We start from the raw sequence: 16,572 nt of genomic DNA, 5'->3' as shown, positions 1-16,572 counted from the left end.
GTAGAAAGTTCGGTCCGACGGGTCGCCCCCAATGGTCTACCCCTCAGCCCAATGCGCAAGTTGCAGCTACTCGGCGTGACCTGACACCGTGATCTACCTGCGAGGAAGGGCTTTCAGGAAGCGACGACCGGCGCTCGCGTCAGCACCACCGCGAAACCAAACGCCAGACCCATCACGGTCAGCTCGAGCGTCGCCCACGCGGCGAGCGCCGTCCGGTTGTGGCGGACGATCTGCGGCATCAGCCGGAACCGGGTGTACGCGCCGAGCAGCGCGATGACACCGGTGCACAGGAACTTGAGGACGAACAGCTGCCCGTACGGCGTGGTGAAGATCGCCGCCCAGAAGCCGATGGTCGGGTTGAGCGAGATCTCGACGAGGCCGTTGAACAGCCCGGTCGCCGCGGAGAGGATCAGGCAGAGCGTCGCCAGCTTCGAGAACCGGGGCAGCGCGTGCGCCAGCAGCGTCCGGTTCGCGACGAGGAGCACGGTCATCGCGCCGAGACCGCCCGTCCAGGCGACCGCGCTCATGACGTGCAGCTCCATCGAGATCATCGTGTAGTCGTGGTAGTTCCAGTTCGACGCGTGCCCGGTGACCGGCAGCGGCAGCAGCGCGAACAGGCCGAGCCCGACGCGGACCTCGGCGGGCACCTTCTCGCCGAAGCGCAGCGCCAGCGCGCCGATCCCGGCGTGCACGAGCGCGAGCACGGCGACGATGACGAGCGCCTTGCCCGCGCCGACGTTCGCGATGTAGCCGCCGATGTCCCCGGCGGACAGCGTCGACGAGCCCGGCTTGTACTCCGCGGTCTGCAGGATGAGCGCGACGACGGCGGCCGTGGCCCAGACGAGCGCGGCCGCGACACCGGCGGGGCGCGCCAGCCGCATGATCGGCTCGGTCAGCTTCGGCCGGTCGTAGCCGACGAGCACCGACAGCAGCGCCAGGCCGATGGTCGTGACCGCGGCGAGGTCGAGCAGGACCCGCACGACCGGGATGCCGGCCGAGACCACCGCGCTCGGCTCCACGACTCCGGGGACCGGGGTGGTGGACATGAGCGCGACGCCGATCAGGGCGCCGAGCAGGCCCGCCGTCACGACGCAGAGCAGCGTCGAATAGCGGGGTTTCGCGGTGGTCTCGGCCTGGGTCATCAGTTCTTCTCTTCCACCGACCGGCCGGACCGCAGGGCGACCGTCAGCCCGATGGCCAGCAGCACGACGGCGCCGGCGATCCAGACCCAGATCGGCACCCCGGTCGAGCCGGACTGCGGAGCCGCCTGCGACGAGCTGCCCGGCGACTTCGCCGCGTCGACGGTCGCCGGCGTGCCGGTGCCCGCCGCGGTCAGGGTGAAGGAGAGCTCACCGGTCACCGGGTGGCCGTCGGCGGACAGCACCCGATAGCCGACGGTGTACTTGCCGGCCGGGCCGAGCGGCCGCAGCGGCGCGCTGACGACGTTGTTCACCACGGTGATCGGGCCCTCGGCCCACTGGCCGCCGCCGGGCCCGGTCACCGCGATCTGGTTGACGTCCGCACCCTGCACGTACTGGTCGAACGTCAGGCTGATCTTCTGCGGGCCGGCGCCGACGGACGAGCCGTTCGCCGGGTCCGAGGAGATCAGCACGTTGTGCGCCAGCGCCGGGGTGGCCGTGCCGAGCACGGCCACCACCGTCAACGCCAGCGCGACGAGCGCCTTCCGCATCTAGCTGTTGCCTCCCGACTTGGCCGTGGCCTTGCGGGCCCGGATGGTCGCGCCGGCCCCGACACCGAGGCCGATGGCGCCGACGAGCAGGCCGGCGCCGCCGAGCCAGCGAGCGGTGTTGTCGGACGTCGCGGCCGCGGCTTCAGTGTGCTCCCCGGTGGTGGACGCGGTGTTCGCGGCCATCCCGTGCTCGTCGCCCTCGGACTTGGCGGCCAGCTTCACGGCCGGGGCCGGGTGCTCCGGTTCCTCACCGCCCGCCGGGGTCGGCTGGTTCCAGTCGACGACCTTGCCGTCGCTGTAGGTCTGGTGCGCCGGGAACTCGACCTGGTCCACGTTGGTCGGCAGCGGCCCGAAGGAGACCGAGAACTCCTGGTAGTCGGTGGCCTTGAGCTCGCTGCCCGCCTGCGCGGTCCACGTCACCGCGGTGACGGCTTCGGTGATCTGCGTGCCGTTGTCCTTGGTCACCGGCGTCGGCAGCTTCGACTTGGTCACCTCGGCGGTCCAGCCGGGGACCGGCTTGGTCCGCACCGAGCCGATGCCGTAGTCCGCCTTGAAGTCGACGGTGACCTTGGTGGTGGTGACGGGGTCCTTCTCCTCGCTCGGCACGCGGAACACGATCGCCGCGTACCCGCCCTTCGTCGGCTGCGGGCCGTAGACGTTGGCGGTGACGTGCGCGGAGGCGACGCCCGCGCCGAGGAGACCGGCGACACCGACGGTGGCGGCGAGGAAACCGGCGCGCTGGAAGACGTGCTGGGACATGGGTTCACTCCTGATGAACTCAAGAAGGGGCAGCTCGGTTCGGGGACCGGGCTGTGAAGGGGATGGAGCTGGGTTTCAGGAGTGGACAGGCGGGCCGCGCCGCCCGCGGATCCGGCGCAGGTCGACGCCGACGAGGTGCCCCGGCGCCGCGGTGCGGGCGGGGACGAGCGCGGGGGCCGCGGCCGGCACCGGCAGCGGGGTGAGCAGCCGCGGCAGGATCGCGCGCAGCACGGCCAGCACCGTGAGCAGCGTCGCGTCCGCGCGGGCGAGCAGGAGCGCGGTGACCAGGGTGGCGATCGCGTGCGCGGCCACCATGCCGAGCCCGGTGCTGCCGGGCATCGCGTACATGTCGTGGTGACCGGCGAGCGTGGTGAGCAGCAGGTGCATCACGAGCTGGGCGGCGCCGAGCAGCGTGATGGTGGCGACCGGCCCGCGCGCCTTGCGGGCCAGCGCGGTCGCGGTCCAGCCGAAGAGGCCGGTGAGCAGCGCGGTCATCGCCGGATCGGGCAAGCCGCCGTCGGCGAGACGGTGCGCGGTCACGGACAGCGCCGCGGCGGACACGGCCAGCGACACACCCCGGGTAGCACCGAGCACGGCGGGACGCCGTGCCGGAACGCTCATGAGGAGCAGCCTAAGGGACCTTTCCCCGCGTGAGCGTGTGATCCCGTGAGGTGAGCACACATGAAGTTCACGTTTCACGTCACGCCCTGGTTCAGGTCATTTGTTGCCGATCACGCCGGTGAAGGCCAAGGTGGGCGGAACCGGTGGGCCGAAACGGGGGTTTGGACCGGCCATGAGCTGGGTACTGAGCCGTCGGTCAGGAACTAGCCCGTTCGGGTGAGAGCCGGGGCCAAAGGGCGGGAGAGCAGACACGGATGAACCTCTTCGACTACATCTCCGACCGGGCGAGCAAGCTCTGGCTGGAGGCTTACCTGCACACCAGCATGGTGGTGCAGTGCACGATCCTCGCGGCGGTCCTCGGCGTGCTGATCGGGATCGCGGTGTACCGCAGCCCGATCGGTTCGGCGGTGGCCACGGCGCTGGCGAGCACGATCTTGACGGTCCCGTCGTTCGCCCTCCTGGGCCTGCTGATCCCGCTTTCCGGGCTCGGTCCGACGACGGCCGTGATCGCGCTGGTGCTCTACGGCCTGCTGCCGATCGTCCGGAACACCATCGTCGGGCTCGACGGCGTCGACCCGGCCGTCGTCGACGCCGCGCGCGGCATCGGGATGAGCCGCTTCGGCGTGCTGACCCGGGTCGAGCTGCGGCTGGCGTGGCCCGCGATCCTCACCGGCATGCGCGTGGCCACGCAGATGCTGATGGGCATCGCGGTGATCGCCGCCTACGCGAAGGGCCCCGGCTTCGGCGCCGAGGTCTTCTCCGGGCTCACGAACGCGGGGAGCACGAACTCCCTGAACCAAGCCGTCACCGGCACGGTCGGGGTGGTCATCCTCGCCCTGCTGCTCGACGGCGTCTACGTCCTGATCAAGCGCTTCACCATTTCTAGGGGTGTCCGTGGCTGAGAACGAGGAAGTCTCCGGCGTCGAGATCGAGCTGGAGCACGTCACCAAGCGGTACCCCGGGACCCGCGAAGCGGCCGTCGACGACTTCTCGATGGTCGTGCCCGCGGGCAAGATCGTGGTCTTCGTCGGCCCGTCCGGCTGCGGCAAGACCACCACCATGCGGATGATCAACCGCCTGGTCCAGCCGACCTCCGGAACGATCACCATCGGCGGTGAAGACGCCGGCAAGCTCGACGTCGACACCCTGCGCCGCCGGATCGGCTACGCCATCCAGCAGGCCGGGCTGTTCCCGCACTTCACCGTGGCGCAGAACATCGCGGTCGTGCCCGGCCTGCTCGGCTGGGACAAGAAGAAGGTCAACGACCGGGTCGAGGAGATGATGGACCTGGTCGGGCTCGACCCGGCCGACTTCCGCGACCGCTTCCCGCGCCAGCTGTCCGGTGGGCAGCAGCAGCGCGTCGGCGTCGCACGGGCGCTGGCGGCGGACCCGCCGGTGCTGCTGATGGACGAGCCGTTCGGCGCGGTCGACCCGATCACCCGCGGCAACCTGCAGGACGAACTGCTGCGCCTGCAGAGCGAGCTGAAGAAGACGATCGTGTTCGTCACGCACGACTTCGACGAGGCCGTGAAGCTCGGCGACAAGATCGCGGTGCTCGGCAACCAGTCGTCGATCATGCAGTACGACACGCCCGAGGCGATCCTGGCCAACCCGGCCAACGACACGGTCGCCGGCTTCGTCGGCGCGGGCGCGTCGCTGAAGCAGCTGACGCTGCTGCGGGTCCGGGACGTCGAGCTCCAGCAGGACGCGCTCACCGCGACGGTGTCCGACGACGCGGCCGAGGTCCGCAAGAAGCTCGAGGACCAGCGCAAGCACTTCGCGCTGGTGCTGGACGCGCGCCGCCGCCCGACGCGCTGGGTGCACGTCCGCGAGCTGACTCCGGGTGCGTCGCTGGCCAACGTCGGCAAGCCGCTGCGGGACATCGTCAGCCTGCAGTCGACGCTGCAGGACGCGCTCGAGGCGATGCTCGCCGAGGGCGGGTCGGTGCCGGTGACCGGCGCGCGCGGCGAGTACGCGGGCACCATCCAGCTCGACACCGTGATCGCGACCATCCAGCAGCTTCGGGACGAGCACACGAACGGTGAAGAAGAGGTGTCCGCATGACGGCTGCCGTCGATACCGGTTTCAGCACCGAGTCCGGCTCCAAGCGCGCGGAACGCGTCCGCCTCCTCGCCCAGCCCGTCGCCGTGCTGGTCATCGTCGCCGTGACGCTGGTCTCGGTGTTCTCCAGCGGGCTGACCGCGACGGAGAAGGAGACGCTCAACGCGTCGTCGCTGCTGACCGCGTTGTGGGACCACGTGCTGATGACGCTCGTGGTGACCGCGATCGTCGTCCTGGTCGCGGTGCCGCTCGGGGTGCTCGTGACGCGGCCGTGGGCGCGCTTCCTGGCGCCGGTCTTCCTGGCGATCGCGAACATCGGGCAGGCCGCGCCCGCGCTGGGCGTGCTGGTGCTGTGGTTCATCATCACCGGCGCGACCGGCGGGATCTGGGTGGCCGCGCTGCCGCTGGCGTTCTACTCGCTGCTGCCGGTGCTGCGGAACACGATGGTCGGCATCCAGCAGGTCGACCCGGCGTTGATCGACGCGGGCCGCGGCATCGGGATGTCGTCGGCCGCGGTGCTGTGGCGGGTCGAGCTGCCCCTCGCCGTCCCGCTGATCCTGGCCGGCCTGCGCACGTCGCTCGTCCTGGCGGTCGGCACGGCGACGTTCGGCATGTTCGTCAACGCCGGCGGCTTCGGGCTGCTGATCGACACCGGCTACAAGCTGAACCTGACCTCGGTGCTGGTGACCGGCTCGGTGCTGGCCGTCGCGCTGGCGCTGCTGGTGGACTGGCTGGGCGCGGTCGCCGAACAGTACTTCGGACCGAAGGGGCTGCGATGAAACTCCGTCGTATGGCAGTCGTGGCACTGCTGGGGGTGACGTTGTCGTCCTGCGGGCTGACGGTCAACCAGGCGGTGCCCTACGACATCAAGCCGGGCTCGATCCAGCCGATCCCGTCGCTGCAGGGGGTGAAGGTGACGGTGGGGTCGAAGGACTTCACCGAGAACATCATCCTGGCGTACATGGCGGAGATGGCCCTGACGGCGGCCGGCGCGGACGTCGTCGACCTGTCCGACATCAAGGGCTCCAACTCCTCGCGCCAGGCGCTGCTGTCCGGCCAGACCGACGTCACGTGGGAGTACACGGGCACGGGCTGGATCAACTACCAGGGCAACGAGCTCCCGGTGCCGGGCGGCGAGAAGGCCCAGTACGAGGCGACGGCCAAGGCGGACGAGGAGAAGTTCGGCGTCACGTGGCTGAACTACTCGCCGCTGAACGACCAGTACGCGTTCGCCGTCACCGAGGCGTACGGCGCGAAGAACAACCTTAAGACGACGTCCGACCTGGCGGCGTTCATCAAGAAGCAGCCGGACCAGGCGGTGTTCTGCCTGGAGACGGAGTTCACCAGCCGTCAGGACGGCTTCCCGGCGGCGGTCAAGGCGTACGGCTTCCAGAACCCGACGGTGAAGAACTTCGGCATCGGCACGATCTACTCGGCGGTGGCGAGCGGAACGTGCCCGGTCGGCGAGGTCTTCACGACCGACGGCCGCATCTCGGGCCTGAACCTCCGGGTGCTGGAGGACGACAAGAAGGCGTTCCCCCAGTACAACGCGGTGGCGACGCTGCGCACCGAGTTCATCAAGGCGCACCCGGACCTGCGCGGCCCCCTGGAGAAGGTCAGCGCGGCGATCACGAACGACCAGATGGTCGAGCTGTGCAAGCAGGTCGACGTCGACGGCCAGGACGCGGGCAAGGTGGCCCACGACTGGATGGTCAAGAAGGGCTTCGTGAAGTAGCCCGCGGGGGCGCCCCCCCGTTTTCTACGCTACCGGCCGGCACCGACAGTTTCGCGGTGCCGGCCGGTGCCGTCAGATCCCCAGCCGGTGCAGCAGCTGGCCTTCCAGCCGCTCCAGCTCGCCGGCCACCGCGCGGTGCACCGCCTTGCGCCGCGCCGCCGGCATCCGCTCCGCCGCGCGCACCGATGCCGACAGCTGCTCCAGCGTGCTCAGCGAGTCCTTCACGAACTCCTGGTCCGCCTTCGACGCCTTCTCCGACTTCTGCAGGTCGCGGCAGCCGTCGGCGAGGCCCGCGATCCGGGCGTGCAGCGCCGCGCCGCGGCCGGTGTATTCGCCCAGCTTGTCGACCGCAACCCCCAGCTTGCGCGCCTGGTAGCGGTCGTACGCGTCCCGCGCGGCGCCCGCCGCGCGCACCGCGAACGGCGCGACCACCGGGATCACGGCCGGTCCGAGCACCTTCGCCACCGCGACCGCGTTCTTCGCCTTCTTGGGGGTGAACCTGGCATCACCCTCGACCTTGGCCTTGCGCGCCATGGCACCTCCTGCGACGTGTCGACGTCGAACTTACTGGTAGCCAGGGTGGCGGGCATGTCGGCTCGGCGGTGGGAATCTAGAGTGATCTCCATGCAGGGTGAGGTGGTACTCGACGCGGGCGCGGTCAGCCGCTGCCGTCGTCGTGTGCACCTCGAGCACGACCCGTCGATGCGCGAGGTACCGCTTTCCCCGCCGGACCCCACGGCGCAGCAGCGGATCGCCGACGCCACCGCCCACCGCGAGGACATCGTCAGCAGGCTGATGGCGGCCAATCCCGGCCACTGGGTGAAGATCGACCGCGACCTGCCCGCCCACGAGCGCGTCGAGCTGACCGAGCGGGCCTTCGCCGCCGAAGCGCAGTACGTCTGGGGCGCGCTGTTCCCGGTCGACGCGGCCGGGCACCGCCGCGGCGGCGTCGACCTGCTCGTCCGGACCGGCCGCGGGTACGTCCCGGTGCTCGTCGTGCGCCACCGGATCTCCGACCGCGGCGCCGGCGCGATCGTCACCGAGCTGACCGACCTCGACCCGGCGCACCGCAAAGCCGACGACAGCCGGAAGGTCCGGTCGCAGCCGCGCGACCAGCTCAAGCTGGTGCACACCCGCCGCATGCTGCAGACACTCGGGCAAGCCGACGAGAGCCTCACCCTGGGCGGCGTCATCGGCCTCGACGCCGACGTCGTCGTCTGGCACGACCTCACCGCGGGCACCTGGCCGGGCGGGCGCAGCGCGCTCACCGAATACCAGGTCCGCTTCGCCGACCGGCTCGCCATCGCGACGGCGGCCGCGAACGGCGAGGAGCCGCTGGCCGAGCCGTCGCGCGTGCTGGAGTGCCGCCGCTGCCCGTGGTGGCCGACGTGCGAGGTGGTGCTCACCGAGACCCGGGACGTCAGTCTCGTCGTCCGCGGCGAGGACGCGGTGGAGCTGCGCCGCGCCGGAGTGTCCACTGTGGACAAGCTGGCCGCGCTCGACCCGGCGGGCGAGCCGCCGGCGGTGAACTGGACGGGCGTGACGTTCCCCGACGCCGTCGTGCTCGCCCGTGCCTGGCTGGCCGACCTGACGCTGGTGCGCCGCGTCGACCGCGTCGAGGTGCCGCGCGCCGACGTCGAGGTCGACGTCGACATGGAGAGCTTCGGCGACGCGGGCGCGTACCTCTGGGGTTGCCTGCTCACGGGGGCCGACATCGGTGTCGCGCCGGGTTACCGCGCCTTCGCGACGTGGGATCCGCTGCCCACGAGCGACGAAGCCCGCTCGTTCGCCGAGTTCTGGGCCTGGCTCACCGACGTCCGCGAGCGCACCGAAGCGGCCGGGCTGACCTTCCGCGCCTACTGCTACAACGCGCTCGCGGAGAACCGCTGGCTCTTCGGCTCGGTCGAGCGCTTCGGCGACCACCCGGGCATCCCCACGAAGAAGGAAATCCAGTCCTTTGTGGACTCGGACGAGTGGGTGGACCTCTTCCGCAGCGTCACCGACCAGTTCCTGTGCTCCCACGGCAAGGGCCTGAAGGTGATCGCCCCGGTGGCCGGCTTCTCGTGGCGCGACCCGGAGGCGGGCGGCGAGGCGTCGATGCGCTGGTACCGCGACGCCGTCGGCATGGACGGCGAGACGCCCGACAGCGAACAGCGCGAGCGGCTGCTGCGCTACAACGAGGACGACGTCCTGGCGACGCGCGCGCTGCGTGAGTGGATCGACGCTCGGGCGCAGGCCGAAGTGCCGTACATGTTCGATCTCTGAGTAGTTCACTGACTAAGACACTTGCCGACTGGCTCGTCCTCATGCATACTCGTCTGCGAGTACTCGTGGACGAGGAGTCGGGATGAAGCGGCGGAAGGTCGGCAACTTGCTCGGGCTGGCCGTGCTGTCCGCCGTGATCGAACGGCCCATGCACCCGTACGAGATGGCCGCCGTGCTCAAGCAGCGCGGCAAGGACGCGGACCTGCCGATCAAGTGGGGTTCGCTCTACACCGTCGTCGCCAACCTCGAGAAGCACGGCTTCCTGGAGGCCGTCGAAAGCGTGCGCGACGGCGCGCGGCCGGAGCGGACCGTCTACCGGATCACGCCGGCCGGGCACGCGGAGATGGAGGACTGGGTCCGCGAGCTCGTCGGCACGCTCGATCGCGAGCCGCCGCGGTTCAAGGCCGGGCTGTCGCTGATGGGCGTGCTCGGCCCGGACCAGGCGGTGAGCCTGCTGCGGCAACGAGCACACGACCTCGAGGAGCGCGCCGCGGCGCAGCGCGCGAGCCTCGAGCAGCTGCGCCCGGTGCTGCCGCGGGTGTTCCTCATCGAGGTCGAATACGACCTCGCGATGACGGAGGCGGAGGCGCGCTGGGTGCGCGGTTACCTCGAAGAACTGACCAGCGGCGACCTGCCGGGTCTCGAAGCCTGGCGCCGCTGGTACGAGACCGGCGAATTCCCCGATGACCTCGGGGAGTTCGTGGAGAAATAGCACGGACCCCGGGAGGTGCTGGCACACCGCCCGGGGTCCTCGACCCCGAACCGAGCGCGCCCGGCCCCGAGGTGGCACCACGAGGATAACCGGGCGGCTCTCCGGTTCGGTTCACCCGAAGAGGAGAGACCCATGGAGACGACCCGCAAGCACAAAGTGCCCGAGATGGAGGGCTTCCAGGCCCGCTGGTACGCCAAGAACCGCGGCACCGAGGCCCAGCTCGCGCAGTACCGGCGGCAGGCGGCCGAGGTCACGGCGGGCTGGCCCGACGGCGCCGAAGTCCTGGAGGTGGCGCCCGGGCCGGGCTTCTTCGCCGTGGAGCTGGCCAAGCGCGGCTTCCGCGTCACCGGGCTGGACATCAGCCACACGATGGTCGAGATCGCCCGGGAGAACCGCGCGGGCCTGGAGATCGACTTTCGCCAAGGCGACATCACGAACGCGCCCTTCGCGGCGGAGTCGTTCGACTTCCTGGTCTGCCAGGCCGCGTTCAAGAACTTCCGGCAGCCGGTGGCGGCGCTGAACGAGATGCACCGCGTGCTGCGCCCTGGCGGGTTCGCTGTCATCCACGACCTCAACCACGAGGCCACCGGCGCGGACATCGGCCGCGAGGTCGACCGGATGAACGTCGGCGCGATCAGCGGGTTCACCGTCCGGCAGACGCTGGCGTGGCTGCGGCGGCGGGCGTTCACGCGGGAACAGTTCGAGGCGCTGGCCGCCGAAAGCGCGTTCGGTGGCTGCTCGGTGACCACCGACGGCATCGGCCTGGAGGTCCGCCTGACCCGCTGACCACGGACGCCGGGGCACGCACGTGCCCCGGCGTCGGGATCAGCGCGGGGCCATCCGCAGCGAACCGTCCATGCGGACGACCTCGCCGTTCAGATAGTCGTGGTCGATGAGCGACAGCGCGAGCTGGGCGTACTCGTCCGGCCGCGCGAGGCGCTTCGGGAACGGGACGCCGGCGGCGAGCGACGCGCGGAAGTCGTCGCTGACCGTGGCGAGCATCGGCGTGTCGACGATGCCGGGCGCGATGGTCAGCACGCGGATGCCGTGCGAGGCCAGGTCGCGGGCCGCGGGGAGCGTCATGCCGACGACGCCGCCCTTGGACGACGAGTAGGCGACCTGCCCGATCTGGCCGTCGAACGCGGCGATGGACGCGGTGTTGATGATGACGCCGCGGGCGTCGTCCTCGAGCGGCTCGGTCTTCGCGATCGCCTCGGCCGCGACGGTCAGCACGTTGAACGTGCCGACCAGGTTGATCTGGATGACCTTCGCGTACAGCGCGAGGTCGTGGCGGCCCTTCTTGGACAGGATCCGCGCGGACGGCCCGATGCCGGCGCAGTTCACCACGGTCCGCAGCGGTACGCCCGAGCCCGAAGCGGTCGCGACGGCGGCCTCGACCTGTTCGACGTCGGTGACGTCGGCCTCGACGTAGGTGATGCCGTCGATCTGCTCGGCCTTCTCGATGGACGGCGCCAGGTCGAGCGCGAACACCCGCGCGCCCTTGGCCGCGAGGGCCTTCGCCGTCGCCCCGCCGAGGCCGGACGCGCCACCCGTGACGAGCGCCGCGGTGTCGGTGATCTGCATCTGTGCCGTTCCCTTCGTGGTCCGATTCGCGGACTCAGGTTAACGCTCGTTCGCACGCGGGGTTCGTGTCTTCGCTCACCGCTCCCGGGCGCGACCGGTTCCGTTAGCGTCGTGGTCAACTCCGGCTGTCACCTTCAGCGGCATGACGCCTGCTCGGATCGTGGTGGTGGGAACGGGGTACGTCGGACTGACCACGGGGGCCTGCCTGGCCAGTCTGGGTCATTCCGTCACCTGCGTGGACGTCGACCGGGCGAAGGTGTCGCGCCTCGCCGCCGGGCGCGTGGACATCCTCGAACCGGGGCTGGCCGACCTGGTCACCCGCGGGATCGCGGCGGGCCGCCTGCAGTTCGTCGTCGGTGCGCGGGACGCGGTCCGCGACGCCCAGGCCGTGTTCCTCTGCGTCCCGACGCCGATGGGCGCCGGCGGCTCCGCGGACCTGCGCGCGGTCGAAGCCGTGGCCGCCGAGATCGGCGACGTCCTGCCCGCCGGCTGCGCGCTGGTCACCAAGTCGACGGTCCCGGTCGGCACGTCGAAGCGGATCCAGGCGATGCTCGGCCGGACCGACGTGCCGGTGGTGTCGAACCCCGAGTTCCTCCGCGAGGGCACCGCGGTCGCGGACTTCCTGGGCCCGGACCGGATCGTCGTCGGCTCCGAAGACCGCGCGGCCGCGCACTGGGTCGGCGAGCTGTACGCCGAACTGGACGCGCCGGTCGTCGTCGCCGACGCGGCCAGCGCTGAGCTCGTGAAGTACGCCGCGAACTGCTACCTCGCGCTGAAGCTGTCCTACGTCAACTCGATCGCCGAGCTGTGCGAACGGCTCGGCGCGGACATCGACCTCGTCACCGAGGGCATGGGCTACGACCGGCGGATCGGGCGGTCGTTCCTCAAGCCCGGCCCCGGCTGGGGTGGCTCGTGCCTGCCGAAGGACACGAGCGCGCTGGTCAAGGTGGCCGAGTCGGTCAACTACGACTTCAGGATGCTGACCTCGGCGATCGACGAGAACATCGCCCAGCGCGACCGCATCGTCGCGAAGATCGCCGGCGCGGTCGGCGGCACGCTGGCCGGCGCGCGGATCGGCGTGCTCGGCCTGGCGTTCAAGGCGGGCACGAACGACCTGCGCGACTCGCCCGCCCTCGCCGTGGCGTCGGTGCTGGGCGCACTGGGCGCCGACCTGGTCGCCTACGACCCGGCGGTCGACGGCGAGATCGCCGGGATGACCGTGGTCGACGACGCCTACCAGGTCGCGAAGGACGCGGACGCCGTCGTCGTGCTGACCGAGTGGGCGGAGTTCAAGCACCTCGACTGGGCCGCGATGGCCGAGCTGATGGAGGGTATCGACGTCGTCGACACGCGGAACCTGCTGGACCCGCGCGCGATCGTCGACGCGGGCCTGTCCTGGCAGGGCGTAGGGCGGCCGCGTGCGGCGGCGAAAATCAAGGTGTCTTGAGGGCTCGCTCTTGGCTATGGTGATCAGCACGGCATCGCGTGTCGGTCACCGGCTGGGTGAGGCATGGAGGTGGCGGGAGTGCCCGTGGAGGCATTTCACCGTGTCAGTTTCCGTTTCCGTTGAATTGAACCATCTGATCGTCCCGTCCCGGAACAACCGGGAATCCGCCGAATTCCTGGCGACCCTGCTCGGCCTCGAAGTCGGGGAGGAATGGGGTCCGTTCATCCCCGTCGAGACGCGCAACGGCGTCCGGCTGGACTTCGCGAGCGTCCCCGAAGCGGACCTTCGCCTGCAGCACTACTGCTTCCTGGTCCCCGAAGACGACTTCGACGCCGTCTTCGCGCGGCTCGTCGAAACGGGCGTGACCTATTTCGCCGATCCGCAGATGAAGCAGATCGGCGAAATCAACCACAACCACGGCGGCCGTGGCGTCTACTTCCTCGATCCCGGCGGGAACGGGATGGAGATCATCACGCAGCCGTACGAGCCGGAACGGCGGCGTCCGGCCAGCTGGTAAGTTCCTTAGCTTTGCGTACTATCGGGGCATGTTCACGACGAGGCCCGAGCTGGCCGGCACCTTCGGGATGGTGGCATCGACGCACTGGCTGGCTTCGGCCACCGGGATGGCGGTGCTGGAGGACGGCGGCAACGCGTTCGACGCGGCGGTCGCCGCCGGGTTCGTCCTGCAGGTCGCCGAGCCGCACCTGTGCGGTCCGGCGGGCCAGGTACCCGGCCTCTTCGTGACGGCGGACGACCCGACCCCGCGGGCGCTGGCCGGCCAAGGCCCGTCGCCCGCGGGGGCCACCGTCTCGCACTTCGCGTCGCTGGGCCTCGAGCTGATCCCGGGCAGCGGCCTGCTCCCGGCGACCGTCCCGGGCGCGTGGGACGCGTGGCTCCTGCTGCTGCGCGACTACGGGACGAAGTCGCTGCGGTCGGTGCTGTCCTACGCGATCGGCTACGCGCGCAATGGAGTCCCGTTGGTGCCGCGAGTCGGCGACACGATCAGGGCCGTTGTCAGGTTGTTCACCGAGCACTGGCCGACGTCGGCGGCGCTGTGGATGCCTTCCGGCAAGCCGGCCTCGGGTCTGCACCGGAACCCGGTCCTGGCGGACACGTGGGAGCGTCTGCTGCGGGAAGCGGAATCGGTCTCAGGACGCGAAGCGCAGATCGACGCGGGCCGTCGTGCCTGGTCACAGGGGTTTGTCGCGGAAGAGATCGAAAAGTTCGGCCGGACCGCGTTCCGCGACGACTCGGGCCGCGACCACGCGGGCCTGCTGACCGGAGACGACCTGGCGTCGTGGTCGGCGACGTACGAGGACCCGGCGTTCGTGGACGTCGACGACTGGCGCCTGGTCAAGATGGGCGGCTGGACGCAGGGGCCCGCTTTGTTGCAGCAGGCGCTGTTGCTGCACGGCTTCCGCGACGAGCTGTGCTATGTGGACGGGATTCCGTCGGAGCGCACGGTGCACCTGGCGACCGAAGCGGCGAAGCTGGCGTTCGCGGACCGTGAGGCTTGGTACGGCGACACGGACGTGCCGCTGGACGTGCTCCTCTCGGCTTCCTACACCGACGCCCGCCGCGCGTTGATCACCGACTCGGCTTCTCCTTCGCTCCGGCCAGGAGATGCGCGCGGCCCGGCCCGGCTTCCGGCGATCTTGGACTCGCTGCAGGGCGTCCAGGCGGAAGGCGGTGCGACGGGCGAGCCGACGGTGGGCCCCCAGGGGCAGACGCGCGGCGACACGGTCCACCTGGACGTCGTCGACGCGGCGGGCAACCTGGTGTCGCTGACGCCGTCCGGCGGCTGGCTGCAGTCGAGCCCGACGATCCCGTCGCTGGGCTTCTGCCTGGACTCCCGCGGCCAGATGTTCTGGCTGGAGGAGGGACTGCCGAACTCCCTGGCACCGGGCAAGCGCCCGCGGATCACGCTGTCGCCGTCGCTGGCGCTGCGCGACGGGGTCCCGACGCTGGCGTTCGGCACCCCCGGCGGGGACCAGCAGGACCAGTGGCAGCTGTGCTTCTGGCTGGCCCACGTGTACGGCGGGCTGAACCTCCAGGAGTCGATCGACTCGCCGGCCTGGCACACGACGGCGTTCCCGAGCTCGTTCTACCCGCGCTCGTGGAACCCGCGCGAGCTGGTGGTGGAGTCCCGGCTGGGATCGTCCACTTTGGACGCCCTGCGCGAGCGCGGCCATTCACTGGTCGACGCAGGCGACTGGGCCCTCGGTCGCCTGTCGGCGGTCTCGCGCTCGGACGGCCTCCTCCACGCGGCGGCGAACGCCCGGGGAATGCAGGGCTACGCGGCCGGTCGTTAAGGCTTCTGCCACAGCCAGAACTCGATGCCCTGGTTGTCGGTGCAGTCGGCCGTCGTGCCGTACGGGTGGTTCTCCACCTCTCCCGCCCGGCCGCCCTGCTCCCGCACGCGGGTCAAGGCGGCCTCGAGGTCCTCGACCGCGTACATCAGCTTCCAGCCCACCTGGCGGTCGCCGGCCCACAGGCCGCCCTCGAGACCCGGGCCCGAGAACCCCCACGCGTCGGACACCGAGCCCGGCGTGAACTCCCAGCCCAGCACCGCGCCGTAGAACGACTTCGCCGGCTCGGCTTCCGGGACCTGGAACGTGAAGTACATGGCCTCGCCGGGGCGGGCCGCGCGCGCGGGTGCCGCCTGCGAGACCAGCCAGCGCTGGCCGAACGGGTCGCGGAACGCGCCGCCCCGGCCGTACGGCGAGTCGCTCACCGCGCGGATCAGCGTCGCGCCCAGTTCCAGCGCGCGGTTCACCGACACGTCGGGGTCCGGCACCTCCACCCGCACGGACGCACCGCCTTCGCGTGGAGCGGTGTGCCCGATTTCGGGGTACTCCTCGGCGAGCATCAGCACCGCGTCGCCGATGGCCAGCTCCGCGTGCCCGACGCGGCCGTCGTCCATCAGGATCGGCTCACCCCGCCGCACCGCGCCGAACACCTCGACGTAGAAGTCGAGCGCGGCCCGCGCGTCGGACACCGCGAGGTAAGGCGTCAGCGAGCGCAGTTCGGCGGTGGTGGCCGGTGCCTCGGAAGTGGTCGTCATATCGGCTCCGTTCAAGATGACGCGACGCAGGTTGTCGCGCAGTTCGGCGGCGAAGTCGGGGTCGGGGGCGACCCGCGCGGAGGGACGGCGAAGCGCGTCGAAAGGCTCAGGCATCGCGACCCTCCTTCTCCTCGTAGGCGCGCCGGAACGCGGCACGGGCCCGCACGAGCAACGCCTCCGTGGCGTGCACGCTCCGACCCAGGTGGCCGGCGACCTCGGGCACGCCGAGCCCGTCGACGTACCGCAGGGTCAAGGCCGCGCGGTGGTGCGGCCCGAGGGACTCGAGCACCTGTCTCGCGCGCAGGGCGTCGAGTTGCTCGTCCCACGGGTCCTCGACGTCCGGCTCGCTGTCGTGCACCAGCCGCAGTCCGCGTTCCTCACGTTCTTTGCGCCGCCAGTGGTCGGCGAGCTTGTGCCGGGCGACGCCGATCAGCCACCCGGTGCTCACTGGAGGTGCGTACTCCTTGCGACAGGCGGCGACCGCCCCGAGGAACGTCTCGGAAGTGAGTTCCTCGGCGAGCGTGCGGTCACCGCACCGGGACAGCAGGTACCCGTAGACCTCCGGCAGCGCGGTCTCGTAGAGCCCGAGCAGCGCGAAGGCCGGGTCCGGTCGTACCCGAGGTTCCGTCACACC

At 70.8% G+C, this 16,572-nt stretch carries 17 protein-coding genes and 1 pseudogene; 10 read left to right on the top strand and 8 right to left on the bottom strand.

Annotated features, from left to right (window positions below):
- Positions 1-113 precede the first annotated feature (113 nt).
- The 4 genes from ACWEVP_RS05600 to ACWEVP_RS05585 all read right to left on the bottom strand — a co-directional run bounded on the left by ACWEVP_RS05600 (position 114) and on the right by ACWEVP_RS05585 (position 3,070).
- Positions 114-1,142, bottom strand: a complete 1,029-nt coding sequence (locus ACWEVP_RS05600; RefSeq protein ID WP_452061447.1) for a copper resistance D family protein — start codon at positions 1,140-1,142, stop codon at positions 114-116.
- A complete protein-coding gene (locus tag ACWEVP_RS05595) occupies positions 1,142-1,690 on the bottom strand; it encodes a copper resistance CopC family protein (protein ID WP_452061446.1) in 549 nt (182 codons plus the stop codon). Before ACWEVP_RS05595 ends, ACWEVP_RS05600 begins: the two co-directional genes overlap by 1 nt.
- On the bottom strand, positions 1,691-2,449 hold the full coding sequence (locus tag ACWEVP_RS05590) for a YcnI family copper-binding membrane protein (RefSeq protein WP_452061445.1): 759 nt from the start codon (positions 2,447-2,449) through the stop codon (positions 1,691-1,693). It lies immediately after the preceding gene.
- Positions 2,450-2,524: 75 nt separating this feature from the next.
- On the bottom strand, positions 2,525-3,070 hold the full coding sequence (locus ACWEVP_RS05585) for a hypothetical protein (protein WP_452061444.1): 546 nt from the start codon (positions 3,068-3,070) through the stop codon (positions 2,525-2,527).
- 254 nt (positions 3,071-3,324) lie between these two features.
- Between ACWEVP_RS05585 and ACWEVP_RS05580 the strand changes: the two genes are divergently transcribed.
- From ACWEVP_RS05580 to ACWEVP_RS05565, 4 genes are read left to right on the top strand one after another with little or no spacing between them, the layout of a single operon-like run.
- Entirely contained in the window at positions 3,325-3,972 is a 648-nt protein-coding gene (locus tag ACWEVP_RS05580; RefSeq protein WP_452061443.1) for an ABC transporter permease, read from the top strand.
- Positions 3,965-5,134, top strand: coding sequence for an ATP-binding cassette domain-containing protein (locus tag ACWEVP_RS05575; protein WP_452061442.1), 1,170 nt, complete (start codon positions 3,965-3,967; stop codon positions 5,132-5,134). Before ACWEVP_RS05580 ends, ACWEVP_RS05575 begins: the two co-directional genes overlap by 8 nt.
- On the top strand, positions 5,131-5,910 hold the full coding sequence (locus ACWEVP_RS05570) for an ABC transporter permease (protein WP_452061441.1): 780 nt from the start codon (positions 5,131-5,133) through the stop codon (positions 5,908-5,910). Before ACWEVP_RS05575 ends, ACWEVP_RS05570 begins: the two co-directional genes overlap by 4 nt.
- Positions 5,907-6,866, top strand: a complete 960-nt coding sequence (locus ACWEVP_RS05565; RefSeq protein WP_452061440.1) for a glycine betaine ABC transporter substrate-binding protein — start codon at positions 5,907-5,909, stop codon at positions 6,864-6,866. Before ACWEVP_RS05570 ends, ACWEVP_RS05565 begins: the two co-directional genes overlap by 4 nt.
- A gap of 72 nt (positions 6,867-6,938) precedes the next feature.
- On the opposite strand, the gene ACWEVP_RS05560 is transcribed toward ACWEVP_RS05565, so the two are convergent.
- A complete protein-coding gene (locus tag ACWEVP_RS05560; RefSeq protein WP_452061439.1) occupies positions 6,939-7,400 on the bottom strand; it encodes a DUF6474 family protein in 462 nt (153 codons plus the stop codon).
- Positions 7,401-7,490: 90 nt separating this feature from the next.
- Here ACWEVP_RS05560 and ACWEVP_RS05555 point away from each other — a divergent pair, with 90 nt between their 5' ends.
- From ACWEVP_RS05555 to ACWEVP_RS05545, 3 genes are all read left to right on the top strand, one after another.
- A complete protein-coding gene (locus tag ACWEVP_RS05555) occupies positions 7,491-9,131 on the top strand; it encodes a TM0106 family RecB-like putative nuclease (RefSeq protein ID WP_452061438.1) in 1,641 nt (546 codons plus the stop codon).
- A gap of 82 nt (positions 9,132-9,213) precedes the next feature.
- Complete coding sequence (locus tag ACWEVP_RS05550) at positions 9,214-9,843, top strand: helix-turn-helix transcriptional regulator (protein WP_452061437.1); 630 nt, start codon at positions 9,214-9,216, stop codon at positions 9,841-9,843.
- 132 nt (positions 9,844-9,975) lie between these two features.
- Complete coding sequence (locus ACWEVP_RS05545; protein ID WP_452061436.1) at positions 9,976-10,629, top strand: class I SAM-dependent methyltransferase; 654 nt, start codon at positions 9,976-9,978, stop codon at positions 10,627-10,629.
- A gap of 39 nt (positions 10,630-10,668) precedes the next feature.
- On the opposite strand, the gene ACWEVP_RS05540 is transcribed toward ACWEVP_RS05545, so the two are convergent.
- Entirely contained in the window at positions 10,669-11,427 is a 759-nt protein-coding gene (locus ACWEVP_RS05540) for an SDR family NAD(P)-dependent oxidoreductase (protein WP_452061435.1), read from the bottom strand.
- 121 nt (positions 11,428-11,548) lie between these two features.
- On the opposite strand from ACWEVP_RS05540, the pseudogene ACWEVP_RS05535 reads away from it, so the two are divergent.
- The 3 genes and pseudogenes from ACWEVP_RS05535 to ACWEVP_RS05525 all read left to right on the top strand — a co-directional run.
- Positions 11,549-12,874: pseudogene (locus ACWEVP_RS05535) on the top strand (UDP-glucose dehydrogenase family protein); the annotation flags it as partial.
- Positions 12,875-12,998: 124 nt separating this feature from the next.
- Positions 12,999-13,391, top strand: coding sequence for a VOC family protein (locus ACWEVP_RS05530; RefSeq protein WP_452061434.1), 393 nt, complete (start codon positions 12,999-13,001; stop codon positions 13,389-13,391).
- A gap of 28 nt (positions 13,392-13,419) precedes the next feature.
- Complete coding sequence (locus ACWEVP_RS05525; RefSeq protein WP_452061433.1) at positions 13,420-15,186, top strand: gamma-glutamyltransferase family protein; 1,767 nt, start codon at positions 13,420-13,422, stop codon at positions 15,184-15,186.
- On the opposite strand, the gene ACWEVP_RS05520 is transcribed toward ACWEVP_RS05525, so the two are convergent.
- Together ACWEVP_RS05520 and ACWEVP_RS05515 are read right to left on the bottom strand one after the other, a co-directional pair.
- Complete coding sequence (locus ACWEVP_RS05520; protein ID WP_452061432.1) at positions 15,183-16,052, bottom strand: VOC family protein; 870 nt, start codon at positions 16,050-16,052, stop codon at positions 15,183-15,185. The two genes, ACWEVP_RS05525 and ACWEVP_RS05520, sit on opposite strands and share 4 nt — an antisense overlap.
- Positions 16,045-16,569 carry an RNA polymerase sigma factor gene (locus tag ACWEVP_RS05515; RefSeq protein WP_072475243.1) on the bottom strand — a complete coding sequence of 175 codons (525 nt, stop codon included), beginning with the start codon at positions 16,567-16,569 and terminating at the stop codon, positions 16,045-16,047. Before ACWEVP_RS05515 ends, ACWEVP_RS05520 begins: the two co-directional genes overlap by 8 nt.
- Between the last annotated feature and the right edge of the window lie 3 nt (positions 16,570-16,572).

Source organism: Amycolatopsis sp. NPDC003865 (assembly GCF_053605345.1).
This window is presented reverse-complemented; position numbering and strand designations above follow the sequence as displayed.

Bases quoted from the DNA above. Each gene is read 5' to 3' on its own strand.
- ACWEVP_RS05600 (WP_452061447.1), bottom strand. From the start codon at position 1,142: ATGACCCAGGCCGAGACCACCGCGAAACCCCGCTATTCGACGCTGCTC.
- ACWEVP_RS05595 (WP_452061446.1), bottom strand. From the start codon at position 1,690: ATGCGGAAGGCGCTCGTCGCGCTGGCGTTGACGGTGGTGGCCGTGCTC.
- ACWEVP_RS05590 (WP_452061445.1), bottom strand. From the start codon at position 2,449: ATGTCCCAGCACGTCTTCCAGCGCGCCGGTTTCCTCGCCGCCACCGTC.
- ACWEVP_RS05585 (WP_452061444.1), bottom strand. From the start codon at position 3,070: ATGAGCGTTCCGGCACGGCGTCCCGCCGTGCTCGGTGCTACCCGGGGT.
- ACWEVP_RS05580 (WP_452061443.1), top strand. From the start codon at position 3,325: ATGAACCTCTTCGACTACATCTCCGACCGGGCGAGCAAGCTCTGGCTG.
- ACWEVP_RS05570 (WP_452061441.1), top strand. From the start codon at position 5,131: ATGACGGCTGCCGTCGATACCGGTTTCAGCACCGAGTCCGGCTCCAAG.
- ACWEVP_RS05565 (WP_452061440.1), top strand. From the start codon at position 5,907: ATGAAACTCCGTCGTATGGCAGTCGTGGCACTGCTGGGGGTGACGTTG.
- ACWEVP_RS05560 (WP_452061439.1), bottom strand. From the start codon at position 7,400: ATGGCGCGCAAGGCCAAGGTCGAGGGTGATGCCAGGTTCACCCCCAAG.
- ACWEVP_RS05555 (WP_452061438.1), top strand. From the start codon at position 7,491: ATGCAGGGTGAGGTGGTACTCGACGCGGGCGCGGTCAGCCGCTGCCGT.
- ACWEVP_RS05550 (WP_452061437.1), top strand. From the start codon at position 9,214: ATGAAGCGGCGGAAGGTCGGCAACTTGCTCGGGCTGGCCGTGCTGTCC.
- ACWEVP_RS05545 (WP_452061436.1), top strand. From the start codon at position 9,976: ATGGAGACGACCCGCAAGCACAAAGTGCCCGAGATGGAGGGCTTCCAG.
- ACWEVP_RS05540 (WP_452061435.1), bottom strand. From the start codon at position 11,427: ATGCAGATCACCGACACCGCGGCGCTCGTCACGGGTGGCGCGTCCGGC.
- ACWEVP_RS05525 (WP_452061433.1), top strand. From the start codon at position 13,420: ATGTTCACGACGAGGCCCGAGCTGGCCGGCACCTTCGGGATGGTGGCA.
- ACWEVP_RS05520 (WP_452061432.1), bottom strand. From the start codon at position 16,052: ATGCCTGAGCCTTTCGACGCGCTTCGCCGTCCCTCCGCGCGGGTCGCC.